At 66.7% G+C, this 24,023-nt stretch carries 23 protein-coding genes and 1 pseudogene; 18 read left to right on the plus strand and 6 right to left on the minus strand.

Features of this window, described 5'->3' with window-relative positions; genetic code table 11:
- Nucleotides 1-14: 14 nt before the first annotated feature.
- On the minus strand, nucleotides 15-1,274 hold the full coding sequence (locus ACLBYD_RS26260) for a GNAT family N-acetyltransferase (protein WP_447818720.1): 1,260 nt from the start codon (nucleotides 1,272-1,274) through the stop codon (nucleotides 15-17).
- A gap of 324 nt (nucleotides 1,275-1,598) precedes the next feature.
- Between ACLBYD_RS26260 and ACLBYD_RS26265 the strand changes: the two genes are divergently transcribed.
- From ACLBYD_RS26265 to ACLBYD_RS26295, 7 genes are read left to right on the plus strand one after another with little or no spacing between them, the layout of a single operon-like run.
- Nucleotides 1,599-3,185, plus strand: coding sequence for an ABC transporter substrate-binding protein (locus ACLBYD_RS26265; protein WP_186455258.1), 1,587 nt, complete (start codon nucleotides 1,599-1,601; stop codon nucleotides 3,183-3,185).
- Nucleotides 3,185-4,138 (plus strand): ABC transporter permease, encoded by a 954-nt coding sequence (locus tag ACLBYD_RS26270; RefSeq protein WP_447818721.1) that lies wholly within the window; start codon nucleotides 3,185-3,187, stop codon nucleotides 4,136-4,138. The genes ACLBYD_RS26265 and ACLBYD_RS26270 overlap by 1 nt, the downstream gene beginning before the upstream one ends.
- Nucleotides 4,138-5,019, plus strand: a complete 882-nt coding sequence (locus tag ACLBYD_RS26275) for an ABC transporter permease (protein ID WP_229583475.1) — start codon at nucleotides 4,138-4,140, stop codon at nucleotides 5,017-5,019. Before ACLBYD_RS26270 ends, ACLBYD_RS26275 begins: the two co-directional genes overlap by 1 nt.
- The gene (gene nikE, locus ACLBYD_RS26280; protein WP_229583477.1) at nucleotides 5,016-6,779 is read left to right on the plus strand and encodes a nickel ABC transporter ATP-binding protein NikE; all 1,764 of its coding nucleotides are present in this window, start codon (nucleotides 5,016-5,018) and stop codon (nucleotides 6,777-6,779) included. Before ACLBYD_RS26275 ends, nikE begins: the two co-directional genes overlap by 4 nt.
- Nucleotides 6,776-7,804 carry a hypothetical protein gene (locus ACLBYD_RS26285; protein ID WP_447818722.1) on the plus strand — a complete coding sequence of 343 codons (1,029 nt, stop codon included), beginning with the start codon at nucleotides 6,776-6,778 and terminating at the stop codon, nucleotides 7,802-7,804. The genes nikE and ACLBYD_RS26285 overlap by 4 nt, the downstream gene beginning before the upstream one ends.
- A gap of 60 nt (nucleotides 7,805-7,864) precedes the next feature.
- Nucleotides 7,865-9,118: an acyl-CoA dehydrogenase family protein gene (locus tag ACLBYD_RS26290; protein ID WP_338139680.1), complete on the plus strand. Its 1,254-nt coding sequence runs from the start codon at nucleotides 7,865-7,867 to the stop codon at nucleotides 9,116-9,118.
- Between the two features lie 3 nt (nucleotides 9,119-9,121).
- The gene (locus tag ACLBYD_RS26295; protein ID WP_447818723.1) at nucleotides 9,122-10,423 is read left to right on the plus strand and encodes an NtaA/DmoA family FMN-dependent monooxygenase; all 1,302 of its coding nucleotides are present in this window, start codon (nucleotides 9,122-9,124) and stop codon (nucleotides 10,421-10,423) included.
- Between the two features lie 200 nt (nucleotides 10,424-10,623).
- Here ACLBYD_RS26295 and ACLBYD_RS26300 read toward each other — a convergent pair whose 3' ends face one another.
- Nucleotides 10,624-10,980: a hypothetical protein gene (locus ACLBYD_RS26300; RefSeq protein WP_447818724.1), complete on the minus strand. Its 357-nt coding sequence runs from the start codon at nucleotides 10,978-10,980 to the stop codon at nucleotides 10,624-10,626.
- A gap of 132 nt (nucleotides 10,981-11,112) precedes the next feature.
- Here ACLBYD_RS26300 and ACLBYD_RS26305 point away from each other — a divergent pair.
- Nucleotides 11,113-11,364, plus strand: a pseudogene (locus ACLBYD_RS26305) (toxin-antitoxin system HicB family antitoxin); the annotation flags it as partial.
- Nucleotides 11,365-11,523: 159 nt separating this feature from the next.
- Here ACLBYD_RS26305 and ACLBYD_RS26310 read toward each other — a convergent pair.
- Nucleotides 11,524-11,787 carry a hypothetical protein gene (locus ACLBYD_RS26310; protein WP_145692081.1) on the minus strand — a complete coding sequence of 88 codons (264 nt, stop codon included), beginning with the start codon at nucleotides 11,785-11,787 and terminating at the stop codon, nucleotides 11,524-11,526.
- 250 nt (nucleotides 11,788-12,037) lie between these two features.
- Complete coding sequence (locus ACLBYD_RS26315) at nucleotides 12,038-13,012, minus strand: ERCC4 domain-containing protein (RefSeq protein ID WP_447818738.1); 975 nt, start codon at nucleotides 13,010-13,012, stop codon at nucleotides 12,038-12,040.
- Between the two features lie 610 nt (nucleotides 13,013-13,622).
- Here ACLBYD_RS26315 and ACLBYD_RS26320 point away from each other — a divergent pair.
- Genes ACLBYD_RS26320 through ACLBYD_RS26340 form a run of 5 tightly spaced genes read left to right on the plus strand, consistent with a single transcriptional unit; the run spans nucleotide 13,623 to nucleotide 16,885 of the window.
- Nucleotides 13,623-14,276 carry a maleylpyruvate isomerase family mycothiol-dependent enzyme gene (locus tag ACLBYD_RS26320; protein WP_447818725.1) on the plus strand — a complete coding sequence of 218 codons (654 nt, stop codon included), beginning with the start codon at nucleotides 13,623-13,625 and terminating at the stop codon, nucleotides 14,274-14,276.
- A gap of 6 nt (nucleotides 14,277-14,282) precedes the next feature.
- Nucleotides 14,283-15,011, plus strand: a complete 729-nt coding sequence (locus ACLBYD_RS26325) for an SDR family NAD(P)-dependent oxidoreductase (RefSeq protein ID WP_447818726.1) — start codon at nucleotides 14,283-14,285, stop codon at nucleotides 15,009-15,011.
- A gap of 32 nt (nucleotides 15,012-15,043) precedes the next feature.
- Nucleotides 15,044-15,676 (plus strand): LysE family translocator, encoded by a 633-nt coding sequence (locus ACLBYD_RS26330; protein WP_447818727.1) that lies wholly within the window; start codon nucleotides 15,044-15,046, stop codon nucleotides 15,674-15,676.
- A 24-nt stretch (nucleotides 15,677-15,700) separates the two neighbouring features.
- Entirely contained in the window at nucleotides 15,701-16,654 is a 954-nt protein-coding gene (locus tag ACLBYD_RS26335) for a PhzF family phenazine biosynthesis protein (protein WP_447818728.1), read from the plus strand.
- A 3-nt stretch (nucleotides 16,655-16,657) separates the two neighbouring features.
- Entirely contained in the window at nucleotides 16,658-16,885 is a 228-nt protein-coding gene (locus tag ACLBYD_RS26340; RefSeq protein ID WP_447818739.1) for a cupin domain-containing protein, read from the plus strand.
- Between the two features lie 9 nt (nucleotides 16,886-16,894).
- Here the strand turns inward: ACLBYD_RS26340 and ACLBYD_RS26345 are convergent, their stop codons facing one another.
- A complete protein-coding gene (locus ACLBYD_RS26345) occupies nucleotides 16,895-18,292 on the minus strand; it encodes a GntR family transcriptional regulator (protein WP_447818729.1) in 1,398 nt (465 codons plus the stop codon).
- Nucleotides 18,293-18,371: 79 nt separating this feature from the next.
- Here ACLBYD_RS26345 and ACLBYD_RS26350 point away from each other — a divergent pair, with 79 nt between their 5' ends.
- Genes ACLBYD_RS26350 through ACLBYD_RS26360 form a run of 3 tightly spaced genes read left to right on the plus strand, consistent with a single transcriptional unit; the run spans nucleotide 18,372 to nucleotide 20,747 of the window.
- Complete coding sequence (locus tag ACLBYD_RS26350; protein ID WP_447818730.1) at nucleotides 18,372-19,235, plus strand: SCO6745 family protein; 864 nt, start codon at nucleotides 18,372-18,374, stop codon at nucleotides 19,233-19,235.
- Between the two features lie 18 nt (nucleotides 19,236-19,253).
- The gene (locus ACLBYD_RS26355) at nucleotides 19,254-19,922 is read left to right on the plus strand and encodes an enoyl-CoA hydratase/isomerase family protein (protein WP_447818731.1); all 669 of its coding nucleotides are present in this window, start codon (nucleotides 19,254-19,256) and stop codon (nucleotides 19,920-19,922) included.
- A 45-nt stretch (nucleotides 19,923-19,967) separates the two neighbouring features.
- Complete coding sequence (locus ACLBYD_RS26360) at nucleotides 19,968-20,747, plus strand: enoyl-CoA hydratase-related protein (RefSeq protein WP_447818732.1); 780 nt, start codon at nucleotides 19,968-19,970, stop codon at nucleotides 20,745-20,747.
- Nucleotides 20,748-21,002: 255 nt separating this feature from the next.
- Here ACLBYD_RS26360 and ACLBYD_RS26365 read toward each other — a convergent pair whose 3' ends face one another.
- Nucleotides 21,003-21,245 (minus strand): hypothetical protein, encoded by a 243-nt coding sequence (locus tag ACLBYD_RS26365; protein WP_447818733.1) that lies wholly within the window; start codon nucleotides 21,243-21,245, stop codon nucleotides 21,003-21,005.
- Nucleotides 21,246-21,839: 594 nt separating this feature from the next.
- Here ACLBYD_RS26365 and ACLBYD_RS26370 point away from each other — a divergent pair.
- A complete protein-coding gene (locus tag ACLBYD_RS26370; RefSeq protein ID WP_447818734.1) occupies nucleotides 21,840-23,015 on the plus strand; it encodes a zinc-dependent alcohol dehydrogenase in 1,176 nt (391 codons plus the stop codon).
- 239 nt (nucleotides 23,016-23,254) lie between these two features.
- A partial coding sequence (locus ACLBYD_RS26375; protein ID WP_447818735.1) for a VOC family protein occupies nucleotides 23,255-24,023 on the plus strand: 769 nt, incomplete at its 3' end.

Raw genomic sequence — 24,023 nt, forward strand, 5'->3', positions numbered from 1 at the left:
GTGGGGAAACGGGATCAGAAGTTCGTGCCGGCGAACGCGGCCGAGCCGGTGGTGAAGAGCCGGTCGGCGCGGGCAAGGGCGTCGACCGAGCCGGTACGCACTGCGCCGGAATATGCGAGCTGGTGCCAGTGCATGCTGCCGAGCAGCACGCTGCCCAGCGTCGCGACGTCGGTCTCCAGATCGGCATCGGACGCGACGCCGGGTGTCACCGCCTCGAAGCGCCCGTCGGCGATGCGGTACGTCCCGGTGTTCTCGGGCAGCAGCGGGTCGTGGACGGCCAGGACGAGGGACCCGCCGTCGCCGTAGGTGCGGGCGCGCAGAGCTGCTTCGACGTCGAGGACCCGCAGCCACGTCTCGTCTCGGATGTGGTTCGTGGCGACGGCACGTTGATCGGTCAGCATCCAAGGTAATGACGTGTCGACCGGCAGACCGGGGAAGACGATCCGGTCGACGAGGTCGAGTTCCCACAGGAACCGGATCAGCCCGACGAACGCTTCGCGGGACGGCGCGAACAGGTCGTCGACGACGATGCTGCGTTCATGGTTGCCGAACCACGTCTCGGTACCGACAGGGTGGTAGCGGACGAAGCCCGTCTCGGCTCCCTCCGGTCCGGTCACCGCGGTGTAGGCCGGGCCCCGGTCCTGGCCGTAGCGCAGCTCCTGCGCCGCCCACCACTGTGACGATCGGGTGATGAAGCCGGGGCGGGTGTTCGGAATCCGTGCGTGGATGGTCGGCAGGACGTCCCACATCTGGTCCGCGGGAAGGAGCCGGACAGGATCTCCCGCCGGCACCTCGGGCCGGAACCCACCACGGCGCGTGTCGACCGTGACCGAGGCGACCCGGCTCGCGATGCCGTAACCGAAGCGGCCGTAAATGGTCGCCTCCGAGGCGCGCAGTGTCGCGACGACCTCCCCGGCGTCGCGGGCGTCGGTGAGCTGACGGCGCACGAGATGGGAGACGATTCCGCGGCGGGTATGGGTGGGAAGCACTCCGATGTGGGTCACCGCAGCATGGGCGACGGTTCGTCCGCCGGGCAGCGTGAGGGAACCGCGTGTCGAGTCGACAGTCCCCACGAGCTCACCGTCGGCGAATGCCCCCAGAGTCCTGCCGACCTCGAAGAACTTTCCCGCAATCTCGGGAGGGATGGGCGCGGACCACGGAAGACCGACCATGGCTGTGCGGAACACCTCCAGGGCCGCGATCAGATCACGCTCGTCCGTGAGCACCCGGACATCGAATTCGAATGCGGAGCCATCGGCTGATTGTGCGGACATGTCGTGTTCCTGTCGTACGAAAGACAGGCGCATCGGTGCCGATGCGCCTGCCGAAGCAATTCTCGGGTGGGTGTACTCGAGAGCGCTGCCGTAGCTGTGGACACAGCTTTGCCCGAGACGGGTCGAAATTAGCCTGATCTTCGTCGACAAGGCAATAATTTTGCGCTGCAGTGATTTCAAGTCCGAAGCAGCTGAGCGGGACGGGATTCTTCCACACCTTGTGAAGCTTTCCGATCATGGTGATTCCATACGATGACCTGCTCGACGGACGCCGTTAGATTCAGCCGCCGGATACTTGTGCGTTTCGAAAGAAAGTGTGGATCAGTGCGGAAAAGAAACCGTCTCGCGGTCGCGTCGGCAGGATTGGCGGCCGTCTTGCTCCTCGGGGGGTGCGCGTCCGGTGGGGGGACGGCCGACGCGGGAACCGGTCCTGTCGACGGCGGGGATTTCGTCACCGGTCTGTACCTCGAGCCGCGCGGCCTGGACCCGCACCGGCAGGTGTTCTGGGAGACCTACCGCGTCTCCCGCAACATCTTCGAGCCGCTCGTCGGGGAGGATCTGACCACCACCGACGGCACCCCCGAACTCGTCCCCGTACTTGCTACCGGTTGGGACCACAGCGAGGACGGACGGACCTGGACCTTTCAGCTACGTGAGGGCGTCACCTTCCACGACGGCAGCCCTTTCGATGCGGAGGCGCTGCACAAGAACGTGCGCCGCGTGTGGGACCGGTCCTACGAGTACTTCGACGAGGAGAGCGCCGGCCGCGTGAAGGTGTGGTTCGCGAACCTCACCAACGCGGCGCCCACCGGCGACTACACCTACACCTTCGAATTCGACCGGCCCTTCCTGGGATTCCCCCGGATCCTCGCCCAGTCGATGTACACCCTGCCCGTCGGCAACCCGGTGGTGTGGGAGACCTACGGCAACGACGGCTTTGCCGAGCACCCCGAGGGCACCGGTCCGTACCGCTTCGTCTCGCGGGCGATCGGCGACCGCATCGAACTCGAACGCAACGAGAACTACTGGGGTGAGCCGCCGCATCTCCATACGCTCACCTTCCGCATCATCCCGAACAACCAGACCCGCGTGGCCTCCTTGATCAACGGCGAGGTCGACCTGATCAGCTACGTGCAGCCCGACGACGTCGAGACGCTCGAGAATGCCGGCATCGACGTGCCCGAAGGCACCGGCGCGGAACTGATCTACTTCTCCTTCAACCGGCGCAATCCCGTCTTCGACGACGACCGTGTCCGTGAGGCCCTCATCCACGGCCTTGACAGGCAGGCACTCGCCGACGAGGTCTACAACGGCTACGCCACCCCGCAGTACTCCTTCCTGCCCCCCGGAAACGAGGCATACCGCGACGAGGTGACCGACTTCGAGTACGACCCGGAGCGGGCGCGGCAGCTGCTCGCCGACGCCGGCTACGGGCCCGGCGAACTGCGTTTCAACCTCGTGGTCGATGTGGCCAACGAGAATGTCGGTCAGTGGTTGCAGGCGCACCTGAAGCAGATCGGGGTGGAGACCGAAGTGGTGAGTCTCGACCGCGTGAATTACTCAGCGCGCGTCTACAACCCGCAGCCCGGCGACGGTCTGAGTATTGATGAGTTCGGTGAGACCAATGCGGAGTGGCTCCACAACGGCTACAACGGACTGAAGAACCGCGGCCTGAACCCTGAGCAGTACCCCGAGGTCACCCAGGCGATCGAAACCGCGCTCTACGCCGACGACGCCGAGCAACGCATCGCGCTGTGGCAGGCTGCCGAGGAACAGTTGCGCAGCAAGGCCCTCGTGATCCCGGCGGTGAACCTGAACCGCTACTACGCCACTGGCCCGAACGTCGAAGGGTTCGTCTTCGCGTCCACCAACTGGTACGACCTGAGCAACGTCTGGCTTGCGGAGGAGTGATGAACCACCTCCGGCGGATCGGTATCCGTGCACTCAACATCGTCCCGATCCTGGTGATCGTCTCGGTGCTCGCGTTCCTGTTGGGTGCACTCACACCGGGAGATCCTGTGGAGGCGCAGTTCGCCTCGAGATTCACACCCGAACAGCTCGACGAGATTCGCGCCACGTACGGACTCGACCGGCCGCTGTGGGAGCAGTACTTCGTGTGGGTGAAGAACCTGTTCGCCGACGGCGGCGGACTGTCCCTCACCCTGGGCACCCCGGTGTTCGACATCCTCGTGCCCAATTTCGTCAATACGCTGATCCTCACGGCGGCCGGGGTGGTCGTCTGCCTGGTGTTCGGTACCGCGATCGGGTTCGTGGCCGGCATCTTCCACAACACGTGGATCGACCGGGTGGTGATGCTGGTCGTGCAGATCGGCAGCAACCTGTCCGTCTACTGGTTCGGCCTCGTCCTGATCAGTGTGTTCGCACTGCAGCTGAAGTGGCTGCCGGTGGGTGGCATGGAATCCCGCGGAGGCGGTGGTTTCGGTGACCTCCTCCAGCATCTCGTCCTGCCGGCGGTGTCGGCGGCCCTGATCTCGATGCTGGTGTTGGCGCGCTTCGTGCGGGTGGGGGTGATCCGGGAACGCTCGTCGGACTGGTTCCGTACCTTCCGATCCCAGGGCATCACCCCGCAGACCCTCTACGGCCGGAACGTCTTCCGGAACATCCTGCCGAGCGTCGTCAACATCACGGGCCTCGAGATCGGCACGCTGATCACCGGTGTGTTCTTCGTGGAGATCGTCTTCAACTGGCCGGGAATCGGGACCCAGTTGGTGAATGCGGTCAACGGCAAGGATTATCCGGTGATCCAGGGCGGCATCGTGCTGGTCGCTCTGTGCTATCTCGTCGTCAACCTCGTCACCGACGTCGTGGTCGACGGTCTCAATCCACGTATGAGAGGTGCCTGATGGCAACACTTCTCGACGAAGCCGTCGCCCGGAGACGATTCTCGTCCGGATACGGGCGCCACCGCGCCCAGCTGATCTCCGGCCTCGTCGTCATCACGGTGGTCGCGGTGTGCTCGCTGCTCGCGCCGCTGCTGGCTCCCTACGATCCGATCCTGACCGACCCCACGGCCAAGTTCCTTCCGCCCGCAAGCCCCGGACACCTGCTCGGCACCGACGAACTCGGCCGGGATCTGCTCAGCAGGCTCCTGTGGGGAGGCCGCACCTCACTGCTGCTCGCCGTCGCGGCCGTCGCGGCGGCGACCGTCCTCGGATCGTCCGCAGCGCTGGCCGCCGGATTCGCCGGTCCGCGCCTGTCCGGCCTGATCATGCGAGTGGTGGACGTGCTGTTCGCCTTCCCGGTCATCCTTGTGGCGATCGCGCTCGCCGCGCTGCTCCGCCCAGGTGCCGGTGTCGTGGTCTTCGCGATCGGTTTCGCCGTCGTCCCCTACATCACGCGCGTGGTGTTCGCCGAGGTCAAGCAGCAGCGTGGACGTGAGTACGTCGAGGCTGCGGTCTCGCTCGGGGCGGGCCGCTGGTCGCTGACGGTGCGGGAGGTCCTGCCCAACGTCGTGGGTCCGATCGTCGTCTACGCGACGAGCCTCGTTGGGGCGATGGTCGTATTCTCGGCCAGTCTCAGTGCCGTGGGGATCGGCGTCCAGCCGCCCGCGCCGGACTGGGGGCAGATGATCGCGTCCGGCGCCAAAGTGGTCATCTCCGGTCACCTCTACGTCGCGCTGATCCCCGGCCTGACGGTTCTGCTCGTCGCGCTGGCCTTCAACTGGCTCGGCGATGGACTCAACGACGTCTTCGATCCCCGGTCACGGCGAGGAGCCCGGCGATGAGCACACTCCATGACACCGGCCTGCCGGTCGCGCCCGGCCCGGATACGTCCGAGCGGATCCTCTCGGTCACCGACCTGCGCATCGCCTTCCACGGCGACCCGCACGACGAGCCGACGGTCCGCGACGTGTGCTTCGACATCACGTCCGGGGAGGTCCTCGCCCTCGTCGGGGAGTCCGGCTCGGGCAAGAGCCTGACGGCCTCTGCGCTGCTCGGCCTGCTGCCGCCGGGGGCGAACCTCACCGGCGGATCGATCCTGTTCCGGAGCGATTCCGGTGAGGTCGTCGACCTCGCGGGACTGAGCGAGAAGCGGCTCGACACCTTCCGGGGTTCCGGCATCGGGATGGTCTTCCAGAATCCGCTGAGTTCGCTCGATCCGTCCTTCCGTGTCGGCAGTCAGCTCGACGAGGTGCTCGTGCGGCACCGTCCGCGCACGCGCCGCGCCGAACGGCGCGAACTCGCCGCCAACTGGCTGCGCCGGGTCGGCTTCGACGATCCGGAGCGGGTGCTGAACTCCTATCCGCATGAACTCAGCGGCGGGATGCGGCAGCGCGTCGTGCTCGCGCTGGCCGGCCTGGCCGAGCCCGCGCTGCTCGTCGCCGACGAGCCGACCACCGCGCTCGATACGATCGTGCAACGGCAGGTGCTCGACCTGCTCCGCGACGTGGCCTCCTCCACCGGCGCCTCCCTGCTGCTCATCACCCACGACTTCGACGTGGTGGAACACCTCGCCGATTCGGTGGTCGTGCTGCGCAACGGCGCCGTCGTGGAGTCCGGAACACGCGACGAGGTCCTGTCCTCGCCCCGCGATCCCTACACGAAGCAGCTGCTCGCCGCCGTTCCCCGCCTGGGGAAGCGACACACCCTGCCGCACTGGCGCGGTGCCCGCTCACTGTCGGGCGGTGCGGTCACCCAAGCGGTGACGGAACCCGCTGCGGTGATATCCGATCCGGTTCCCCCGATGCTGAAACTCGAGAACGTCACGCGCAGTTTCACCGTCGGCGGCTGGGGCACCGGCACACGCCGTTCGGAGTTCGTCGCCGTCGACAATGTGTCGCTCGAGGTGCGGTCCGGCGAGATCTACGGGTTGATCGGCGCATCCGGATCGGGCAAGTCCACGCTGGCCCGGCTCATGGGAGGTCTGCTGGACGTGACGTCCGGGACCGTGCACTTCCAAGGGAATCCGCTCTCGGGCAACGACCGTGACACGCTCCGCGCCGTCCGTCCGCGTCTGCAGTATGTCTTCCAGGATCCCGTCGGTTCGCTCAATCCCGCCGTGCGGGTGGGCGAGCAGATCGCCCGTCCGCTACGGCGTTTCGGGACCGTGGCCGATAAGAGCGGTATGCCGGACGTGGTGGCAGAGGTCCTCGAACTTGTCGGTCTGCCGGCCGCATTCGCCGACCGCTATCCGCATTCGCTGTCCGGAGGCCAGGCTCAGAGGGTCTGCCTGGCACGGGCACTGGCCCTGTCGCCGGATCTGCTGATCCTCGACGAGCCGACCTCCGCCCTCGACGTGTCCACGCAGGCCGGGGTCGTCGACCTCGTTCTCGATCTGCGGGAGCGACTCGATCTCACGTGCGTGTTCATCGGGCACGGACTGGGGCTCGTCGAGTGGATGTGCGACCGCATCGGGGTGATGTCGCAAGGACGCCTCGTCGACACGTTCCCCACCGAAGATCTCTACGACACCGACAGGGCACCGGAGGTCCACGACCTGCTGCGCGCCGATCTCGGTTCAGGAAAGGTACTCGACAAGTCATGACGTCACATCCGGCCCGCCGGCCGATCGTCGCAGTCGGTCTCACCGGAGAGGAGGCGCTGCGCATCCTCGACGACGCGGCGGTCTCCGAGCGCTGGGCCGCCACCGGCGCCACCTTCGGAGTGATCGGCATCGACCGTATCGCCCGCAACCCGCAGTCCGAGGCGGGACGGACGATCCCCCGTCCCACCGACATCGATCCGTCCCTCGCGGCGACCGCTCTGGCCGGCGCGGGGGGACCGCCGCTCGTCGTCACCGGCGCAGCGCACCACGACCTGCCCTACAATCTGGCCCGCCGTGTGCTCTCGCTCGACCACCTCACCCACGGGCGCACCGGACTGCTGTTCGGCGCGCGCGATCCGCGCGGCCACGGCGAGACTGCCTGGCACGGCGGCGCCGAGCTGGGTGCCGTCACCGCCGCCGACGCGGCGCTGGCCATCGCGCGGTTGTGGCAGAGCTGGCCGCTCGACTCCATCGTCGCCGACAAGGAATCCGGCATCCTCGTGCAGTCCGACCGGATCAGGCGGGTCGACCACCACGGTGTCGTCGACATCGCCGGACCACTGAGTGCCCCCGCGTCGGTGCAGGGCGCACCGGTCCTCGCGTGGTACGCCGACGACGACGATTTGCTCGCCGAGATCCCGGCCGTCGCCGATCTCGTCGTGCTCGGTGGCGTTGTCGATCCCGCGGGTGCCGTGAGCCGGATCCGAACGAAGCTCGGCTTATCGAATAGTGTTGTGCTGATCGAGATTCCGGTCGAAGACGATGCTGAGGGCGCCGATACCGCCGTCACTGCGGCGCTCGACGCGGGCGCGGACGGTGTGCTGCTGCGCTCGGCGCAGTCCGCACTCGACGATCCGGCCCACCTGCTCGACCGAGCCCGAGCGGTGTCCGGTGCATCCGTGGAAGCGGTCCCGACCGACACGAACAGCACCCTCCGCGTCCTCCTCGGACTCGGCGCACCGGCTCCTCTGCTCGAATCCGCCGCCCCGGCGTTCACGGCACCTACGACGAGCGTCTACCGCTGACCTTCGACGCCCGCGTCTCGTAGACGCCGTCATATTCGACCTACCGAGAAAGTGAACACAATGGTCGCCCCCACTTCCCCCGACATCCCCACGCTCCTCGCGGGCCCCTTCGCGGAGTTCGACACCCTCGCCGCGACGTACCGGCCCGTCTTCGCCCGCATCGCCGAAGGGAACCTGCAACGCGAACGAACGCGCGAGTTCCCCTACGAGCAGGTCCGCTGGCTGATCGACGCCGGATTCTCGCGGCTGCGCATCCCACGCGAGCTCGGCGGCGACGGCGCCACCCTCCAGCAGGTCTTCCTGCTGCTCGCCGAACTCGGTGAGGCGGACCCGAATGTGGCCCACATCTTCCGCAACCACCTCGCGTTCGTGGAGGACCGGCTCAACTCGCCCGACCATCCGTCGACGGAGATCTGGCTGGAACGTTTCCGCCAAGGGCAGTTCGTCGGCGGGGGATGGACCGAGGCGAGCAACACCAAGTTCGGTGAGATCGGCACCCGCATCACCACGTCCGAGGGTGTCGCCCGCATCACCGGCAACAAGTACTACGCCACCGGAAGCCTCTACGCCGACTGGCTCGACGTCATCGGCCGCAACGAGAACGACGAGCTCGTCACGGCTCTCGTGGCGCGGGAGCAGCCCGGCGTCACCCTCATAGACGACTGGGACGGCTTCGGGCAGCAAACCACTGCCAGCGGATCGGCCCGCTACCAGGACGCGGTCGTCGACGAGCACGGAACCTTCCCGGCCGAACAGCGATTCGCGTATCAGGGACTCTTCTACCAGACGGCGCTGCTGTCGGTGCTGGTCGGCATCGGCCGCGCCGCCTTCCGCGACGGCTCCGAGGGCCTGCGACGCCGCACCCGCAACTACCCGCTCGGTGTGAGCGAGGTACCGCCGCAAGATCCGCTCCTGCAGCAGCAGATCGGGCGCATCGCCACGCGACTGTTCCAGGCGGAGGCCGCCCTCGAAAAGCAGAGCGCGACCCTCGACGTCGTCGCTCACGCACACGCTCGCGGCGACGCCGAGCGGGAGAAGTCGGCACTGGTGGACGCCACCGTCCGCACCCACGAGGCCCAGTCCGTCATCATCGACTCCGTTCTCGAGATCACGGCGACGATCTTCGATGCCCTGGGCGCCTCGGCGACCGCAGTCTCATCGGCACTCGACCGGCACTGGCGCAACGCCCGGACGCTGTCCTCGCACAACCCGCGCGTGTTCAAGGAACGTGTCCTCGGCGACTACTACGTCAACGGGACCGTGCCGGTCGGTGGCTCGAATCCGTATGCACGTCCGCAGGGACAGGGGGTCTAGGCGATGGGCAACCGACGTGAAGGTTACGTGCTCCTGGGCGTGAACGTCCTCGTCTACGGGTACATCCCCTCCGCGTGGCGTTCCCCGCTGCTGGACGCCCGCGACTTCGTCGAACCCGCGTACTGGGAGCGGATCGGCCGGCTCGCCGAACGCGCGACGCTTGACGCTGTCTTCCTCGCCGACGCGCTGGGTCTGGGGGATCCGGCCTATGATGCGAACCCGATCCGGCTCGACCCGACGGTGTTGTGGGCGCACGTCGCACGGGCCACCGAGCGGGTCGGTCTCCTCGCCACCGCGTCGACGACCTTCAACGATCCGGTGGAACTCGCGAGCCGCATCCTCACCCTCGACCACATCTCCGGGGGTCGTGCCGGGTGGAATCTGGTAACCACTCGCGACAATCGCTCGGCCGCGAACTTCGGTCTGCCGAACATCGTGGCGCGCACCGAACGGTACGAGCGGGCCGCCGAATTCGCCGATCTCACCCGCCAGCTGTGGACCGCGGCGGAGACCGGTCAGACCGTACGCTTCCACGGTTCTCATTTCGACTACGAGGGCGATTTCGTCGCCCCCGCCTCGCCGCAGGGACGCCCGGTGCTCTTCCAGGCGGGTGGCTCGCCCGCCGGCCGCGATATTGCCGCCCGGTATGCGGACGGGGTGTTCGCCGCGGAGATCACCCAGGAGACTGCGCGCGAGCACTATCGGCTGGTGAAGTCGGCCGCGGCCGGTCACGGACGCCGGGCGGGCGAGGTGAAGATCCTGCCCGGTCTGCTGCTCACCCTCGGGTCTACCGAGGAGGAGGCCCGTCGCCGGGTCGACGAGCTGTACGACACTAGCCCCTCCTGGTACTCGGCCGCGTGGCTCACACACGCGATCGGGGTGGACGTCACCACCCTCGAACTGGACGAGCCGTTCCCCGATGAGGTGATCAACGGTCCGGTCTCCGAAACCTTCCAGGGCAGCATCGGCTTTCGCGAGTCGATCCTCGAACAGATCCGGCAGACGCGTCCCACGGTGCGCGAGTACCTGCGTCAGACCCGCTACTCCGGTTCCGGGCACGGCGGATTCGTCGGCACCCCCGAGCAGCTCGTCGATCGGATCGAGCAGTGGTATCTCGCCGGTGCCTGCGACGGGTTCAACCTGCAGCCCGACATCCTCGTCGACAGTCTCGAGGTCATTGCCGACGAGGTGATCCCGCGGCTTCGGGCGCGGGGCCTGTACCGGCACGAGTACGAGACGACTACTTTGCGTGGACACCTCCAGGCGGCGGAACCGAGAGTTGCTCCTGCTCTACAGGCCCTGTGATGAACACCGGTGATCGATGTCTTGGCGGTGCCGAACGAGCTGTGGTCGGTGGCGGTGCTTGCAGACGGCACTTCGACGGCGGGAGCTAACGAAGCTCCGCCAGTTGGAACCGTCGTGGTTCAGAGCGTGCGTAAGGTCGATGCGGGTAGTCCCTCGGTTGGATTGCGAGTCGCTCGGCGTGAGTCGGCGTAAGGCCCGCGTTATCGGTGATCGCGACGCGCACGCCTTGCGCGCAGCGGGTGTCGTAGGCGCCTACCTGCAACGTTCGATGAAGCGGGTATCGACCGGGTTCGCTGATCGGACTCGTCGAACAACGGCCGGATCCCGTCGGCGAGCGTGAGGTGGTTGTTGCTGGCGCCTGCTGCGACCATCGACCACACCAGCGCGGTGTCGTCGACGATGAGATCGATGACGACGGGCTGGTCGGTAACGGCTCTGGCTCGAGCGATGGTGGCTTCGAGGGCGTCTTCGTGGTCGCAGCGCAGGGCTGTGCAGACGAGCGCCTCGGCGAGAAGGACGAAGGCGGATCTTCGGCCAGCAGCGGCAGCAGGGAACATCTCACGCGGTGTTTCCGGATGCCCATGGCCGGGAGACCCACGGGTGAACATCCAGCGAGGCAAGAGCGGCGAAGCCACGCCGTACCAGGTCAAGCAGGTGCTCGCAGCGATCAAGAAGATGGAGGAGCAGTCATGAGCGGTCCCGACGTCCGGCGTTATTCCCACCGTGTTCAGTGGTCGCCGGAGGACGACGAGTATGTAGCGACGGTGCTCCAATTCCCGTCACTGTCCTGGCTCGACCAGGACCAGACCAAGTCGCTCGAGGGTCTGGTCGCGGTGGTGGCCGGCGTCGTCCACGACCTGATCGCCGCCGGCGAGGAGGTTCCGCAACCGTTCACCGAACGCTCCTACAGCGGGACGATCTACGTGCGCACCTCCGCCGAGGTACACCGCCGGCTGGTAATGGAGGCGGCAGAGAACCACGTCTCGCTCAACCAGTGGGCCGCCCCAGCGACTGGCCAGCGCATAGCGCAAGTGCTGGGAACCAGTAGGTCCACGCACAGGGAGTGTCGCCGCCGGAGGGTGCCTGGTAGTGGTTGCCGGTCACCAGCCGATAGCCCGGGCGAGCAGTGCGGTGTGGAAGGTGACGTCGGCTGCGGCGACGGTCTGCATGCCGGCATCGGCGTCGGCGGTGACCCGGGCAGCGGTGTCGGTGGGATAGAGGCGACCGAGCAGGTGCACCATGTGCCCGCCGACGACCCGGTAATTGCTCCCGGCCGCGGCCGCGGCGAGATCGGCCAACGCGCGCAGGCCGCGGTCGGCGGTATTCGACGCGGCGAGGATCTCGACCTCGGCTATATCGGTCACAGGCGACCGTCCGTCGGATCGGGCGCAGATCTCCGTTAGTGGCACATTCACGTCCCGATGTCCATGTGGGCTCTGCTGCGCCTGTCGCCGCGTCCGTGCCGTTTGGTGTGAAACCTGATCGGGGGCAGGAGGTGTCGGGCTGTCATAGCCCGCGCCGATCGATGCTCAGGTTAGGGTCTCGCGCCACGAGTTCGGCCCGTGGTTCGAGGCGACGATTGGGTGTGTCGGGCGGGCCTTTCGTGCGGCAGGTTCATTCGGGGTGGGCGGTACGCCAGGCGTCCCAGATGCGGGGGTGCAGTCGCCCCCGGGCGGGGACGTCGAGCCCGGTAGCGCGGGCCCAGGCCCGCACTTCGGCGCTCGACGGTCCGGTGCCGGTCGTGTCCGACACGACGGTAGGTGCTTGGGTCGGCGGGGATGTGATGGGGCGGTGGTCGGTGTCCTCGACGTCGCACCAGTGTCGGGCCGCGGCGAGATAGCGGTAGGTCCATTCTTCGGCGAGTTTCCTGTTCTCGCAGAACACAATCGGCACGGTCGGATAGCGGATCTGCAGTTCGGCCAGTGCGTCGGCGACGACTGCCGGGCGGACCCGCTCGAGTTTGAACACCGCCGAATAACGGTCCTCGATCACCACTGCCGCGCGGGGGAGTGCGGCGAGTTCGGCGAGCGCGAACCGCAATTTTCCGCTGGTCAGGCTGGATATCAGGTCGGGGAGCGATTTTCGTTCGACCGAGGCGAGGAGTCGATCTCCGGCGCGCAGTGCGTAGTCGCCGCAGGGTAGGGCCCCGGAGACGGTGTGGACCTGCTGGCCGGTGAATCGGTAGGGGTAGCGCTCGTGGGTGTCGATCACGATGGTCAGATCGATCAGGCCGGCGGCGCGGGCGGTGGGGGTGCGTACGTTCGGGCGGGCCTGTTTGCGGGTGCGGGGTGACTGCCAGAACACTGCGTCGCGGCCGCGGGCGGTGGTGAACACGATCTGGGAGCGGTTTTCTCGTCCTCGGTCGAGGATCAGGTCGATTGCTGCGCCGCGTCGTGTGCATGAGCGTATCGGGGCTCGTTCGATGATTTCGGGGTGCTCGGGCCAGTGTTCGCTGGGGACGGGATAGCAGAACAGAGCTTTGGTGCGTGGCCATACATCCGAGGTGCGGAACACCAGTCCTTGGTCGATCGGGATCCGCAGGAGGTATTGCAGGCGGGATTGCGGGTCGGGATTGCGTGCGATCAGCATCTCGGCCGCTGCTGGTCCTGCTTGCGGTGTGTCGTTCACACCGGCAGTGTCCCGGACGCGGTGTTCGGATGCCATTGTTTACCGGCATCCGTGTGTGGCCTCGATGGCCGGAGACGTCGGTGTTCGGGGTGGTTTCTATCTTCTGCCTGTTCTGTGCGGGGAAGTCGCTGTTGCGAGGGTGTGGGTGAGGTCGCTGGGGTGGCTCCACATGTGCCGATGCTGCTGGGTGCAGAATTCGCCTGTGGCGGTGGTCTGCGCGATCACTGGATCCAGGCTGTACCAGTAAGGTCACGGCGTCACCGGGACCGGGATCTTCGGCCAGGTGTTCCGCGGGCAATGCCTTGGGGGGGATTCGGCGAGCCGGCCGTGCGCGGTGCGCTGCACTGTCTGGAGTTGTTTCAGGGTGACCACCCGAGCGCACCGCACCGGCACATGTTCGGCGGGTCGCTCATCCCTCAGTTCGATGGCTTTCTGTGGGCTGTGAAGGGCAGACCAGTCCTGCAACTGTGACCCTGGCCGGTCCGGGGGCTGGTCCACTTCGTAGGGACGCTGATCCCCGCTGGTGAAATGGCACTGTCGAGCAGGGAGACCAGGAGGGTTTCCTGGCGGCATGAGGATCAACGAAGGTGGACTCGTTACCGGGCACATTCGCGCACCGGGCGGGCCAGTGTCGGTCGACGGGTTCCGGGCGGCCGCCGATCACGTCGTTGCACTGGCAGCAGCCGTTGCGCCGGAGAAGTGGGACGCCCCAGCCTTGGGGCAGTGGTCGGTGCGGTCGTTGGTGGGACATATCGGTCGCGCGCTGACCACGGTTGTCGATTATCTTGCACGGCCCGCCATCGAGCAGACGGTGCCGTCCACCGCCGATTACTACCTCTTGGCAGCTGAATTCATCGACCCGGAGGCGGTCCGTCGACGCAGTGAGCAGGCCGGCGCCGAACTCGGCGAGGATCCCGTGGCCACGCTGGCGCAGATGCGAGACCGAGCGCTGCACGCTCTCGCCCACACCGACGATCGGATCGTGACGACCCCGGTAGGCGGCATGCTGCTGTCGCACTACCTCCCGACCCGCACGTTCGAGTTGGCAGTGCACGGTCTGGACCTGGCCCGAGCGACCGGCCGACCTGAATCGGTCCCGGTCGAGGCACTGTGGGAGGCGGTGTCGTTGGCGACCGAGCTGGCAGTACGACGAGGCCACGGTGAGACCGTCCTGTTCGCGTTGACCGGACGCGGCATCGTTCCGAGCGACTTCAGCGTGGTGTGAGCTCCGATGAGCGGACATTTCCTCGTCACCGGCGGTAGCCGGGGGATCGGTGCCGCGATCGTTCGGGGTGCAGCGCGTGCGGGCCACGAGGTCAGTTTCACCTACCACCGGGACACCGATGCCGCGACGGGACTTGTCGCCGAATGCGGCCCCCGAGTCCAGGCCATCCAAGCCGACGTCGCCGACACCGACGCGGCAGGAACCATCATCGACACGGCGGCGCGGACGAGGGGAGGGGTGACGGTGTTGGTGAACAACGCCGGGATCACCGGCCCGCTCGGTGACTTTCTCTCCGTCAGGCAAACGACGGTGCAGGAGGTCTTCGACGTCAACGTTTTCGGACTGTGGGCAATGACGGCCGCCGTGGTCCGATACTGGCGCGCACATTCCCTGCCGGGTGTGGTGATCAACCTCAGCAGCATCGCCGCGACCACCGGGGCACCCGGCGAGTATGTGGGCTACGCCGCGTCCAAGGCCGCGGTCGAGGCAATCACCCGAGGACTGGGACGCGAACTGGCGCCGGACATCCGTGTCGTCGGCATCGCACCCGGCACTACCGACACGGACATCCACGCCGCTGCAGGCGATCCGGAACGACCGCGAAGGGTCGCCGAACGGATACCTCTCGGCCGTATCGCCACGGCGGACGAGATCGCCGCTGCGGTGCTGTTCGCGGCCGGAGAGAACGCCTCGTATCTGACCGCCACGACCATCACCGTGGCCGGTGGCCTGTGACCGGAACATGCTGATGAAGGGGAGAATGCGTCATGACCGCCGCTTTCGTCATTGCGGTCGCCTTCATGGTGATGACCCCTGGTCCGGACAGCCTGGCGATCGCTGATGCGGCCGTGCGCTCTCGGACCGACGGTGTCATGATCGCACTCGGCGCTGTCACCGGCATGCTCGTCTTCACAGTCGCCGCCTGCACCGGACTCGGTGCACTGCTCGTCGCCGCACCCGCCGCTCTCGACGCCCTGCGCATCGTGGGTGGACTCTATCTGGTCTTCGTCGGACTCACGTCCCTGCGCAGCGCTGTCCGTGCTCCCACCGAGACCGAGGAAATAACTCCGGGAAGCCCTGCGGTGGAGCAAATATTGGCACCTGCACGTCGGTTCGGACGAGGCTTCCTCGTGGATATGACCAATCCGAAGACCTTGGTCGTGTTCGTCACGGTCGTACCGGCGTTCGCAGGACCGGACGCCGATTACCGAATCCTGATCGGACACTGCCTGTTTCTGGTGGTCTTCGCGGCAGCATGGTTCCTGACGGTGGCACTGCTCGCCGCCCGGATCGGCACGCTCGGCCCACGGTCGGAGCGCTGGACTGCCATCGTCACCGGTGGCGTCATGTGCGGTTTCGGCATCGCGATCCTGGTCCTTGATCCCTTCGTTCGCGGCTGAACCGCAGCGGCAACAATGTCGGACATGGAGGAAGAGAGCACAGTGGCGCGAGTGGAGCTGTACGAAGCGTTCGCCGTCGATGCCGGGGGAGGCAATCCGGCCGGCGTAGTCCTCAATGCACAGGGCATGTCGGAGCACGAGATGCTCACGGTGGCCCGCGATGTCGGAGCATCGGAAACCGCGTTCGTCACCGACGGGGATGCGCCACACACCTATCGCCTGCGCTATTTCTCCCCTGAGGTCGAAGTGCCCTTCTGCGGCCACGCCACCATCGCCACCGCCATCGCCATCGCTGAACACCGCGACGAGGACGACATCGTCATGCTGACCCGCGCAGGCTGTGTGCCGGTGCAGATCGAACGCCGTCCCGACGGTCTGCACGCGGCCTTCACATCGGTCCCACCCACGATCACCACCGTGCCGGACGACATCGTCGCGGCAGCCTTGACAGCGCTGCGATGGGAACCGGATGACCTCGATTCTCGCTTCCCCGTCGCGGTATGCGACGCGGGCTCTCGACACTTGATCCTCGCCGTCGGCACCCGCGAACGCTTGGCTCGCCTCGATTACGACTTCGACGCGCTGCGGACCGTGCTCACCGAACTCGACGCGATGACCGCCCAGTTGTTCTGGTTCGACTCCGGGCGGGGCCTTCACAGTCGCAACCCCTTTCCCGTCGGCGGGATCGTGGAGGACCCTGCGACCGGATCGGCCGCGGCCGCTCTCGGCGGATACCTCCGCCACTTGGGCGTGGCGAAGCCGGGAGACCGGTTCGTCGTGCACCAAGGCGTTGACATGGGACGGCCGAGCAAGATCGGCGTGCGGATCGGCGAGAGAGGGCAGGGCATCACCGTGTCCGGACGGGCGGTGCGCGCCGAACCCGCGCGGCGACTCGATGACGCTGGGCAGTTCCAGTCCACCTCCACTGCTCGCTATGTCGAACACCTACGACGCCCCGATCTGAGCGTCGGCACCTAGTCGATTCCGAACGGTGGCGTAGACGGACAACAACCGCACACCGAAGACGAGATCTACATCGTCACCGCCGGTGCCGCGACCTTGTGGACGCCGACCGGGACCGTGCCGGCACCGACCGGGGCGGTGCTGTTCGTCCCAGCGGGCTTGTCCCATCGTTTCGTCGACGTCGACGAGGACCTCGCGACACTGGTGGTCTTCGGCCCCGCGGAGGGCACCCGCGCCCGCGCATGAACTGGCAGCTCACACACTGGCCGCCAATCGCCGCGTATATGTCGCCCACGCCTCGACGAGCCGATCCACCGCAGACTCGAGCACAGCAGGGTCCGCGGCCGCCGAGATGCGGATGTACTCGCGCAGGCTCCCGTCGGTGACACACTCGCGCCCGACACACACTCTGACTCCGCCGCGCGCGGCGACATGCGCGAAGGTCGACGCATCCACGACCGGCAGGCGGATCCACAGCCCGTCCCCGGTCGTCGACTCCGCTGTCCAACTCGGCATCAGCTCCGCCAGCATGCTGCGCAGAAGGACCACCCGTTCGGCGAGCATGTCGTAGCGGTCGGTGTACCACTGCGGGCTCGCTGCGTCGAGCAGTCGTGCGGCGTGGACCTGTGCACTGACCGCCGGGGCCGGAATACGGGGCAATGCGCTGAGCAGGGATGCGTCCGGGGCGGGACGTCGGATCCACCCGATGCCGCACCCGGCCCACAACACGCGGTCGAGCTCCCCGATCGCCGTGACCCGTTCGGACAGTGCCGCCAGCGGCTGCAGCCGGGGGTCGTGCAACCTGGCGAGCGGAAGAAAGGACAGGTCTTCGACCACGACGGCGGTGTGGTCTTCGATCGCCGCGGCGAGGCGTGGTAACCGTGAGGAGGCTGTAGCTTGTCCCCTGGGCCCGGACTCGACCACATCGACGAAGGCAATCGCAGCACGGGTGCGGCGCAGCGCGCGCCGCATCGCTGCCGGATCGATGCCCCCGGCGTCGGGATACAGGCACAGCGATGTCGCAGTGTGTTCGGTGAGGGCTGCGCGCAGCGTCGGCCATAACGGTGCGCCGAGCACGGTCGGACGTTTCGCGGCGGAGTTCGCTCGCAGCACTATATCGAGTGCTTCTGCTGCTCCGGTGGTCACGACGATCTGCTCCGCTTCGGTCGGCAGGCCCAGGCGTGTGAGGTGCGCTGCCAGGGCGTGCCGGAGGACCGGAAGCCCACGGGCGGGAACACCCGCCCCGTGAGCCGCTGGGTCGAAGCTCCAGTCGATGGCAGGAAGGTGGGACGGATCCGACGGGGCTGGCCTGGACAGGTCGATGACGTCGCCGATGTCCTCGGTCGACGAATCGATATGGCGCACTACCGCGTGAGAGGAGGTCCGGCGGGGACGAATGAAGGTGCCCGACCCGTGGATGCGTTCGACGACTCCGCGTTCGACGAGTTCTTCGAAGGCGCGCACCACCGTTCCGCGGCCGACGCACAGTGCTGCGGCGAGGGTGCGTTCGGCAGGGAGGCGCTGACCGTAGGTCACGGTGCGGGTATCGATGGCTCGTTCGACCGCCGTGACGATTCGTAGGTAGCGAGGAAGGTCGGTGTGTTCGTCCGTAGCGAAGACGACAGTTGTCCACCATGCAGTGTCCTGGTCCACTCGACAAAAATGGCACTGTCCGGGCTGGTGGTGCAAGCACGATGCTGGACCTGCACGACCACCGAGTGGAGGAAAAAGGATGGCAGAACCGGCAGCGACACTGGCTCGACGCCTGTGGGAGGCAATCGAACCGCTGCACGCGGCACCGTACTTCTCCCCGCATCACCGCCGAATTTCTCTCGATCTCGGTATGAGCGGCTACTGGATGGGGTACTTCGCCGGCCGCGCCGCACCGCTGGGGGCGATGACCGCAGCCCCCGTCGAATCGATGTTCTTCAGCTTCCCCGACCGCCGCGTCGCACGCGCACTGCCCGAAGCCTGGGCTTGCGCCGAGCCCGGCACCGTACTCGAGGCCCGAATCACCACCGCGCGCCTCGTCCTCGCCGACCACCTCCGCGAGGTGTCCCGACGTGACCTCGACACACTCGCCTCATACCTCGAAATGGCTGCCGACGGGTGCCATTTCGCCGGACGTCCATTAGCGGCTGGATGGTCGCGGGTTCCCCGTCCCGACGACGTCGCCGCTCAACTGTGGCTCGCCGCGACAGTCCTGCGTGAACATCGCGGGGACGGCCACGTCATTGCCTGCGTGCACGCGGGATTGCGCGGCATCGACGCGGTCGTCGCGCATGCCGCGACCGGCACGGTCACCCGCGAGATGATGCAACCCAACCGCGGCTGGAGCGACGAGGAATGGGAAGCTTCCGAGCGTCGCCTGCGTGCCCGCGGCCTGATCGATATCGGCGGCCGGCTCACCAAGAGCGGGGGAGCGCTGCGACGCAGCATCGAGGACCGCACCGACTTCCTCGCCGCAGATCCGGTGACCGTCCTCGGCCAGACGGGCGTCGAAGAAATCATCGCTATCGCCACGCCTATCAGTCGCCGCCTGTTCGACACCGGCGCCATCCCACTACCCAACCCTATCGGGGTGTCCCGCCCTTGACCTGGCCATGGAGACAGCATGAACAGTTTTCTCATCGACGTGGACACCACGGAGCTCGACGACCATGGTGTCGCCCTCGTGACCCTGAACCGTCCCGGCAAGAAGAATGCCTTGTCGCACGCGATGCGACTCGACCTCGCCCACGCTTTCGAGGCCTTGACCGACGCCCGCGTGGTGATTCTGACCGGTCGCGGAGACGTCTTCAGCGCAGGATTCGATCTCACCGAATTCGGCCGGATCGACGAGACCGGTCTGTGGGAATCCTCGGACCGGATGAACGCCGCCATCGCTACGCACCCGGTGCCGGTGATCGCCGCACTCGACGGACCCGCCGTGGCCGGGGGAGCGGACCTCGCGGTACTCACCGACATCCGCCTCGGCACGGCGCGCACGAGTTTCTCCCATCCCGAACACCGCCGATTTCCCGTCGTCTACGGCCCCCTTGTCGAATGCGTCGGCCCCACCCGCGCCCGCGAACTCGTCCTCACCGGTCGAACTGTCGAGGCCGACGAAGCTCTTGCGATCGGGTTGCTGACCGAGATCGTCCGCGACCGTCCCGTCCTCGATCGCGCTCGCGAACTCGCCTACGACATTGCACGCACGCCCTGGCATCTCCTGCACCGCATGCGAGACAAATTCCAGCAGACCCAACGTTACGACCCGGCCTGCCACACCCTGTCCCTGTAACCACGACACCGCCAGTGCCTCACGATATTCGATCGAAGGAACCGTATGAGCATCCACGTGCGCCACGCAGAATCGACAGCAGTGATCACCATCGACCGCCCTCACAAACTCAATGCGCTCGATTACACCACCATCGACGAGCTGTCGGCGTGGCTGGACGACGCCACCGCTGATGATGCGATCCGCTCGATCATCCTCACCGGATCCGGCGACCGGGCCTTCAGCGCCGGTGCGGACATTCCCTGCCTGACGCAGAGCATCGACGCCGGCACTACCCACGCCCTGCAGGAGATCGTGGCCCGCGGACAAGGGCTGACCAAACGCATCGAACAATTTCCGAAACCGATCATCGCCGCCGTCAACGGCCTCGCCTACGGCGGCGGATGTGAAATCGTCGAAGCAGCACACCTCGCGGTCGCCGCCGACCATGCCCTCTTCGCCAAACCGGAAATCACACTGGGATTTCCACCGCCGTTCGGGGGATCACAACGGCTACCGCGTCATATCGGCCGCAAACGGGCCCTCGAGATGATCCTCACCGGCGACGCCGTCGATGCCCACCGCGCCTACGAGATGGGTCTGGTCAACTATGTCGTCCCGGCCAGCGAGTTGCTCGCCGCCGCGTTGGAGTTGGCGGCCCGCATCGAACGCCACGCACCGACCGCGGTGCATGCTTGTCTCGCCTCCGTCACCCGCGGCATCAATCTGTCCATCGACGAAGGACTCGCTGTCGAAGCCGCCTGGTTCGCGACCACCGTTCCCACCGCAGGCGTCAGGAGAGGACTCGACGGATTCCTCGGCCGAAGGGCAGTGACCGTGGAGTAGCTGCTCGAGTCACCCCGCCACCGATATCGCCCCGCACCCAGCGGCGGCGAACCCAGGTGCAGTGGCCGACGGGTCGGCGAACCGTCACCCACGAGCGGGCTCTGCCTCGTCCGGCTCCAGAATCGACAAAACCCTCAGCAGTACAGAATGTTACGCCGCGCTCTGGAGAGGTGAGTGCACGAATCGGCACGGCCTACAACGAGGTTGACCGGCTGCGCGGGCCACCACCAGTCAGATCCGCATCTCGGATGAGGGTCAGCCTGTCGTGCGGTGGGCGACATCGGTGGCCGAGTTGTGAGGCCGGGTGGACCATGCTCCGGGCACGATGTGGAGCGTGGCCACAGCGCGTGCTGTGTCGATGAAATTGCGCACGGCCTTCGACGCGACATCCGTACGCCAGGCGATGGACAGCGCGGTGGGCGGGATGTCGGTCACCGGCACGAAGGCCAGGCTCGGTCTGCTGTAGAAGCGCTCCGTCGAGGCTTGCGAGAACGCCACGCCGCGTTCGGCGAGGATCGATTCGAAGCATTCGTCGACGGTGGCGACGTCTGCGCTGACCCGGACGGGGTTCGCCCTGACGCGATTCTGCGGCCAGCCAGTAGTTTCGCCAGTTCTCGGGACAACGAGAACCTCGTACGGCCGCTCGCTGTACTGCCCTCGTTCTCCGGCAGGGCGCGTCACCTCTGCTATCTCGTGAGCATCCTGATCGCCTAGACCAGGTCACCGTGCACCTATGGTCCGCAGGTGCACGGTGACCTGCCCTGGCTTCGGCCTCTCGGGTACCGGCTGCAGGCGAGCTCGTTGCCACATTCTCGAGCTCTAGGTGGCCGTAGTGGCCGATCTACTCACGGTCCACACCGGCCCGGTCCACCTGGATTTCACTTGCACCGTCAGAGTCGTTCGTAGCCTGGGATGCGGCCACCACCTGGAAATGGAGATCTCAACGATGGCTCTGCGATATGTACCCGAGTCGAGCCCTTGGGCGAGACAGCGGCAACCCGGGTCGACGTTCGTTTCGGCTCGTAGCGTCGTGGGAACTCACCGGATCAGCACGCTGTCGTTCTTGGGGCGGCAGCCCTGTGAAGGAGGACCATGAAGGCTCTGACATGGCAGGGAAAACGCGCGGTGAGCGTGGAGAATGTCCCGGACCCGCAGATCCAGGAGCCTACGGACGCGATCGTGCGGATCACCTCCAGCGCCATCTGCGGTTCGGATCTGCACCTGTACGAAGTGCTCACCCCGTTCATGGACAAGGGTGACATCATCGGTCACGAGCCGATGGGCATCGTGGAGGAGGTGGGTTCGGCCGTCACCCACATCAAGGCGGGGGACCGAGTGGTGATCCCCTTCAACGTCTCCTGTGGCCACTGCTTGATGTGCACCCAGGGTCTGCAGTCCCAGTGCGAGATCACCCAGGTGCGCGAGTACAACAACAATGCCCAGTTCCTTGGTTACTCCCGACTGTATGGCTCGGTGCCCGGCGGACAGGCTGAGTACCTGCGTGTGCCGCACGCGGACTATGGACCGATCAAGGTGCCGCAGATCGGGGAGGACGAACGCTACCTCTACCTTTCGGATGTGCTGCCGACCGCCTGGCAGGCGGTGCAGTACGCCGCGCCGCCGCAGGGCGGATCGCTGGCGGTGCTGGGCCTGGGACCGGTCGGGCAGATGTCTGCCCGGATCGGCCGCCATCTGGGCTACGAGGTGTTGGCGGTGGACCCGGTTCCAGAGCGTCGGACCATGGCCGAACGCCATGGCATCCACACGTTGGACTCCACGGGCGAGGTGGCCGAGCAGTTGAAGGATCTCACCGGCGGCCGTGGCCCGAATGCTGTGATCGATGCGGTCGGGATGGAAGCCCACAGTTCCCCCATCGCGTGGGCGACCCACCAGGTGGTGGGTGCGCTGCCGTCCCCGCTGGGACGTAAGGCGATGGAGATGGCCGGGGTGGATCGGCTCGATGCGCTGTACACCGCGATCGATGCCGTGCGGCGCGGCGGGACGATTTCGATCAGCGGGGTCTACGGCGGCATGAAGGATCCGCTACCGATGATGACGATGTTCGACAAGCAGCTGCAGCTGCGTATGGGTCAGTGCAATGTGCGGCGGTGGACCGAGGATTTGCTGCCGCTGGTCGACGATCCCTCGGATCCGCTGGGCGTGCTCGACCTCAAGACGCACACTGCGCCGCTGGATGAGGCGCCGGCGATGTACGAGAAGTTCCAGAAGAAGGAAGATGGCTGCATCAAGGTGGTCCTCAAGCCATAGCCCGCCCGCTGGGCGGCATGGCTCGACCCCCGGGAAATCGCTCGGACGGTCATGCCTCGACCGTGATTCGGCGGTCATGAGTGCAGTGCGCCATCCTGTGATGTGCTTGTGGCGAATGCGGACCGAACGGGAGGTGCCGTCGGTTCGCGAAGCGCGACAGCGAATCCCCTGGCTCTGCCATCGAATGTCGGTACCGCGAGCTAGCGTCGAGTGGGTATCCACCGGGCGGAGGAGCAGCGATGAGCGCGGTCACGACGAATCAACCTCTCGGCACCCCCACCTGGATCGACCTGGGCATCCCGGATCTCGACCGGGCGATGGCCTTCTACGGGTCGGTCTTGGGGTGGGAGTTCGACGTCGGTCCCGAGGAGTACGGCAGGTACACGATGTGTCTGCTCGGCGGTAAGAAGGTTGCCGCGCTGATGCCGAATCTCGATGAGAGCGCGACCGAGTTCTGGTGGAACGTCTATCTGGCGACTGACGATGTCGATGCGACGGTCGCTCGGTCCGTGGCCGCGGGCGGCACGTTGCTGACGGAGGCGATGGACATCGCCGACCAGGGTCGGATGGCGATGGTGCGGGATCCGTCCGGTGCGCAGTTCGGCCTGTGGCAGGGACGGGCACACGTTGGCTGCGAGCTCGTGAACGAGCCGAACACGTTGTTACGCAACGACTTGGTGACCCCGAATCCCGGACCGGCGCGGGAGTTCTACGCGGCGGTGTTCGACTTCACCCTGGATGGGAATGACGACCTGCCCGGCGTGGACTTCACCTTTCTGCGCAGACCGGATGGGCACGAGATCGGCGGCATCGTGGGCGATGCGTCCGCCTCGGCGTCGTCCTGGGGCACGCTCTTCCAGGTCGTCGATGCCGACGTGGTCGTCGCCGCGGCCCGGGTCGGTGGGGGTACCGCGGACGATCCGGTGGACATGCCGTACGGGCGGACCGCGGAGGTCACCGATCCGTTCGGTGCGAAGTTCACGGTGGGTTCCCCGCTGCGGGGTGTAC

The organism is Rhodococcus sp. C26F, assembly GCF_053345925.1.

Excerpts from the sequence above, each read along its gene's own strand:
- ACLBYD_RS26285 (WP_447818722.1), top strand. The coding sequence starts at position 6,776 with ATGACGTCACATCCGGCCCGCCGGCCGATCGTCGCAGTCGGTCTCACC.
- ACLBYD_RS26360 (WP_447818732.1), top strand. The coding sequence starts at position 19,968 with ATGAGCATCCACGTGCGCCACGCAGAATCGACAGCAGTGATCACCATC.
- ACLBYD_RS26355 (WP_447818731.1), top strand. The coding sequence starts at position 19,254 with ATGAACAGTTTTCTCATCGACGTGGACACCACGGAGCTCGACGACCAT.
- ACLBYD_RS26315 (WP_447818738.1), bottom strand. The coding sequence starts at position 13,012 with ATGCTGATCGCACGCAATCCCGACCCGCAATCCCGCCTGCAATACCTC.
- ACLBYD_RS26335 (WP_447818728.1), top strand. The coding sequence starts at position 15,701 with ATGGAGGAAGAGAGCACAGTGGCGCGAGTGGAGCTGTACGAAGCGTTC.
- ACLBYD_RS26320 (WP_447818725.1), top strand. The coding sequence starts at position 13,623 with ATGAGGATCAACGAAGGTGGACTCGTTACCGGGCACATTCGCGCACCG.
- nikE (WP_229583477.1), top strand. The coding sequence starts at position 5,016 with ATGAGCACACTCCATGACACCGGCCTGCCGGTCGCGCCCGGCCCGGAT.
- ACLBYD_RS26370 (WP_447818734.1), top strand. The coding sequence starts at position 21,840 with ATGAAGGCTCTGACATGGCAGGGAAAACGCGCGGTGAGCGTGGAGAAT.
- ACLBYD_RS26330 (WP_447818727.1), top strand. The coding sequence starts at position 15,044 with ATGACCGCCGCTTTCGTCATTGCGGTCGCCTTCATGGTGATGACCCCT.
- ACLBYD_RS26295 (WP_447818723.1), top strand. The coding sequence starts at position 9,122 with ATGGGCAACCGACGTGAAGGTTACGTGCTCCTGGGCGTGAACGTCCTC.
- ACLBYD_RS26275 (WP_229583475.1), top strand. The coding sequence starts at position 4,138 with ATGGCAACACTTCTCGACGAAGCCGTCGCCCGGAGACGATTCTCGTCC.
- ACLBYD_RS26270 (WP_447818721.1), top strand. The coding sequence starts at position 3,185 with ATGAACCACCTCCGGCGGATCGGTATCCGTGCACTCAACATCGTCCCG.
- ACLBYD_RS26290 (WP_338139680.1), top strand. The coding sequence starts at position 7,865 with ATGGTCGCCCCCACTTCCCCCGACATCCCCACGCTCCTCGCGGGCCCC.
- ACLBYD_RS26350 (WP_447818730.1), top strand. The coding sequence starts at position 18,372 with ATGGCAGAACCGGCAGCGACACTGGCTCGACGCCTGTGGGAGGCAATC.
- ACLBYD_RS26300 (WP_447818724.1), bottom strand. The coding sequence starts at position 10,980 with ATGTTCCCTGCTGCCGCTGCTGGCCGAAGATCCGCCTTCGTCCTTCTC.
- ACLBYD_RS26260 (WP_447818720.1), bottom strand. The coding sequence starts at position 1,274 with ATGTCCGCACAATCAGCCGATGGCTCCGCATTCGAATTCGATGTCCGG.
- ACLBYD_RS26325 (WP_447818726.1), top strand. The coding sequence starts at position 14,283 with ATGAGCGGACATTTCCTCGTCACCGGCGGTAGCCGGGGGATCGGTGCC.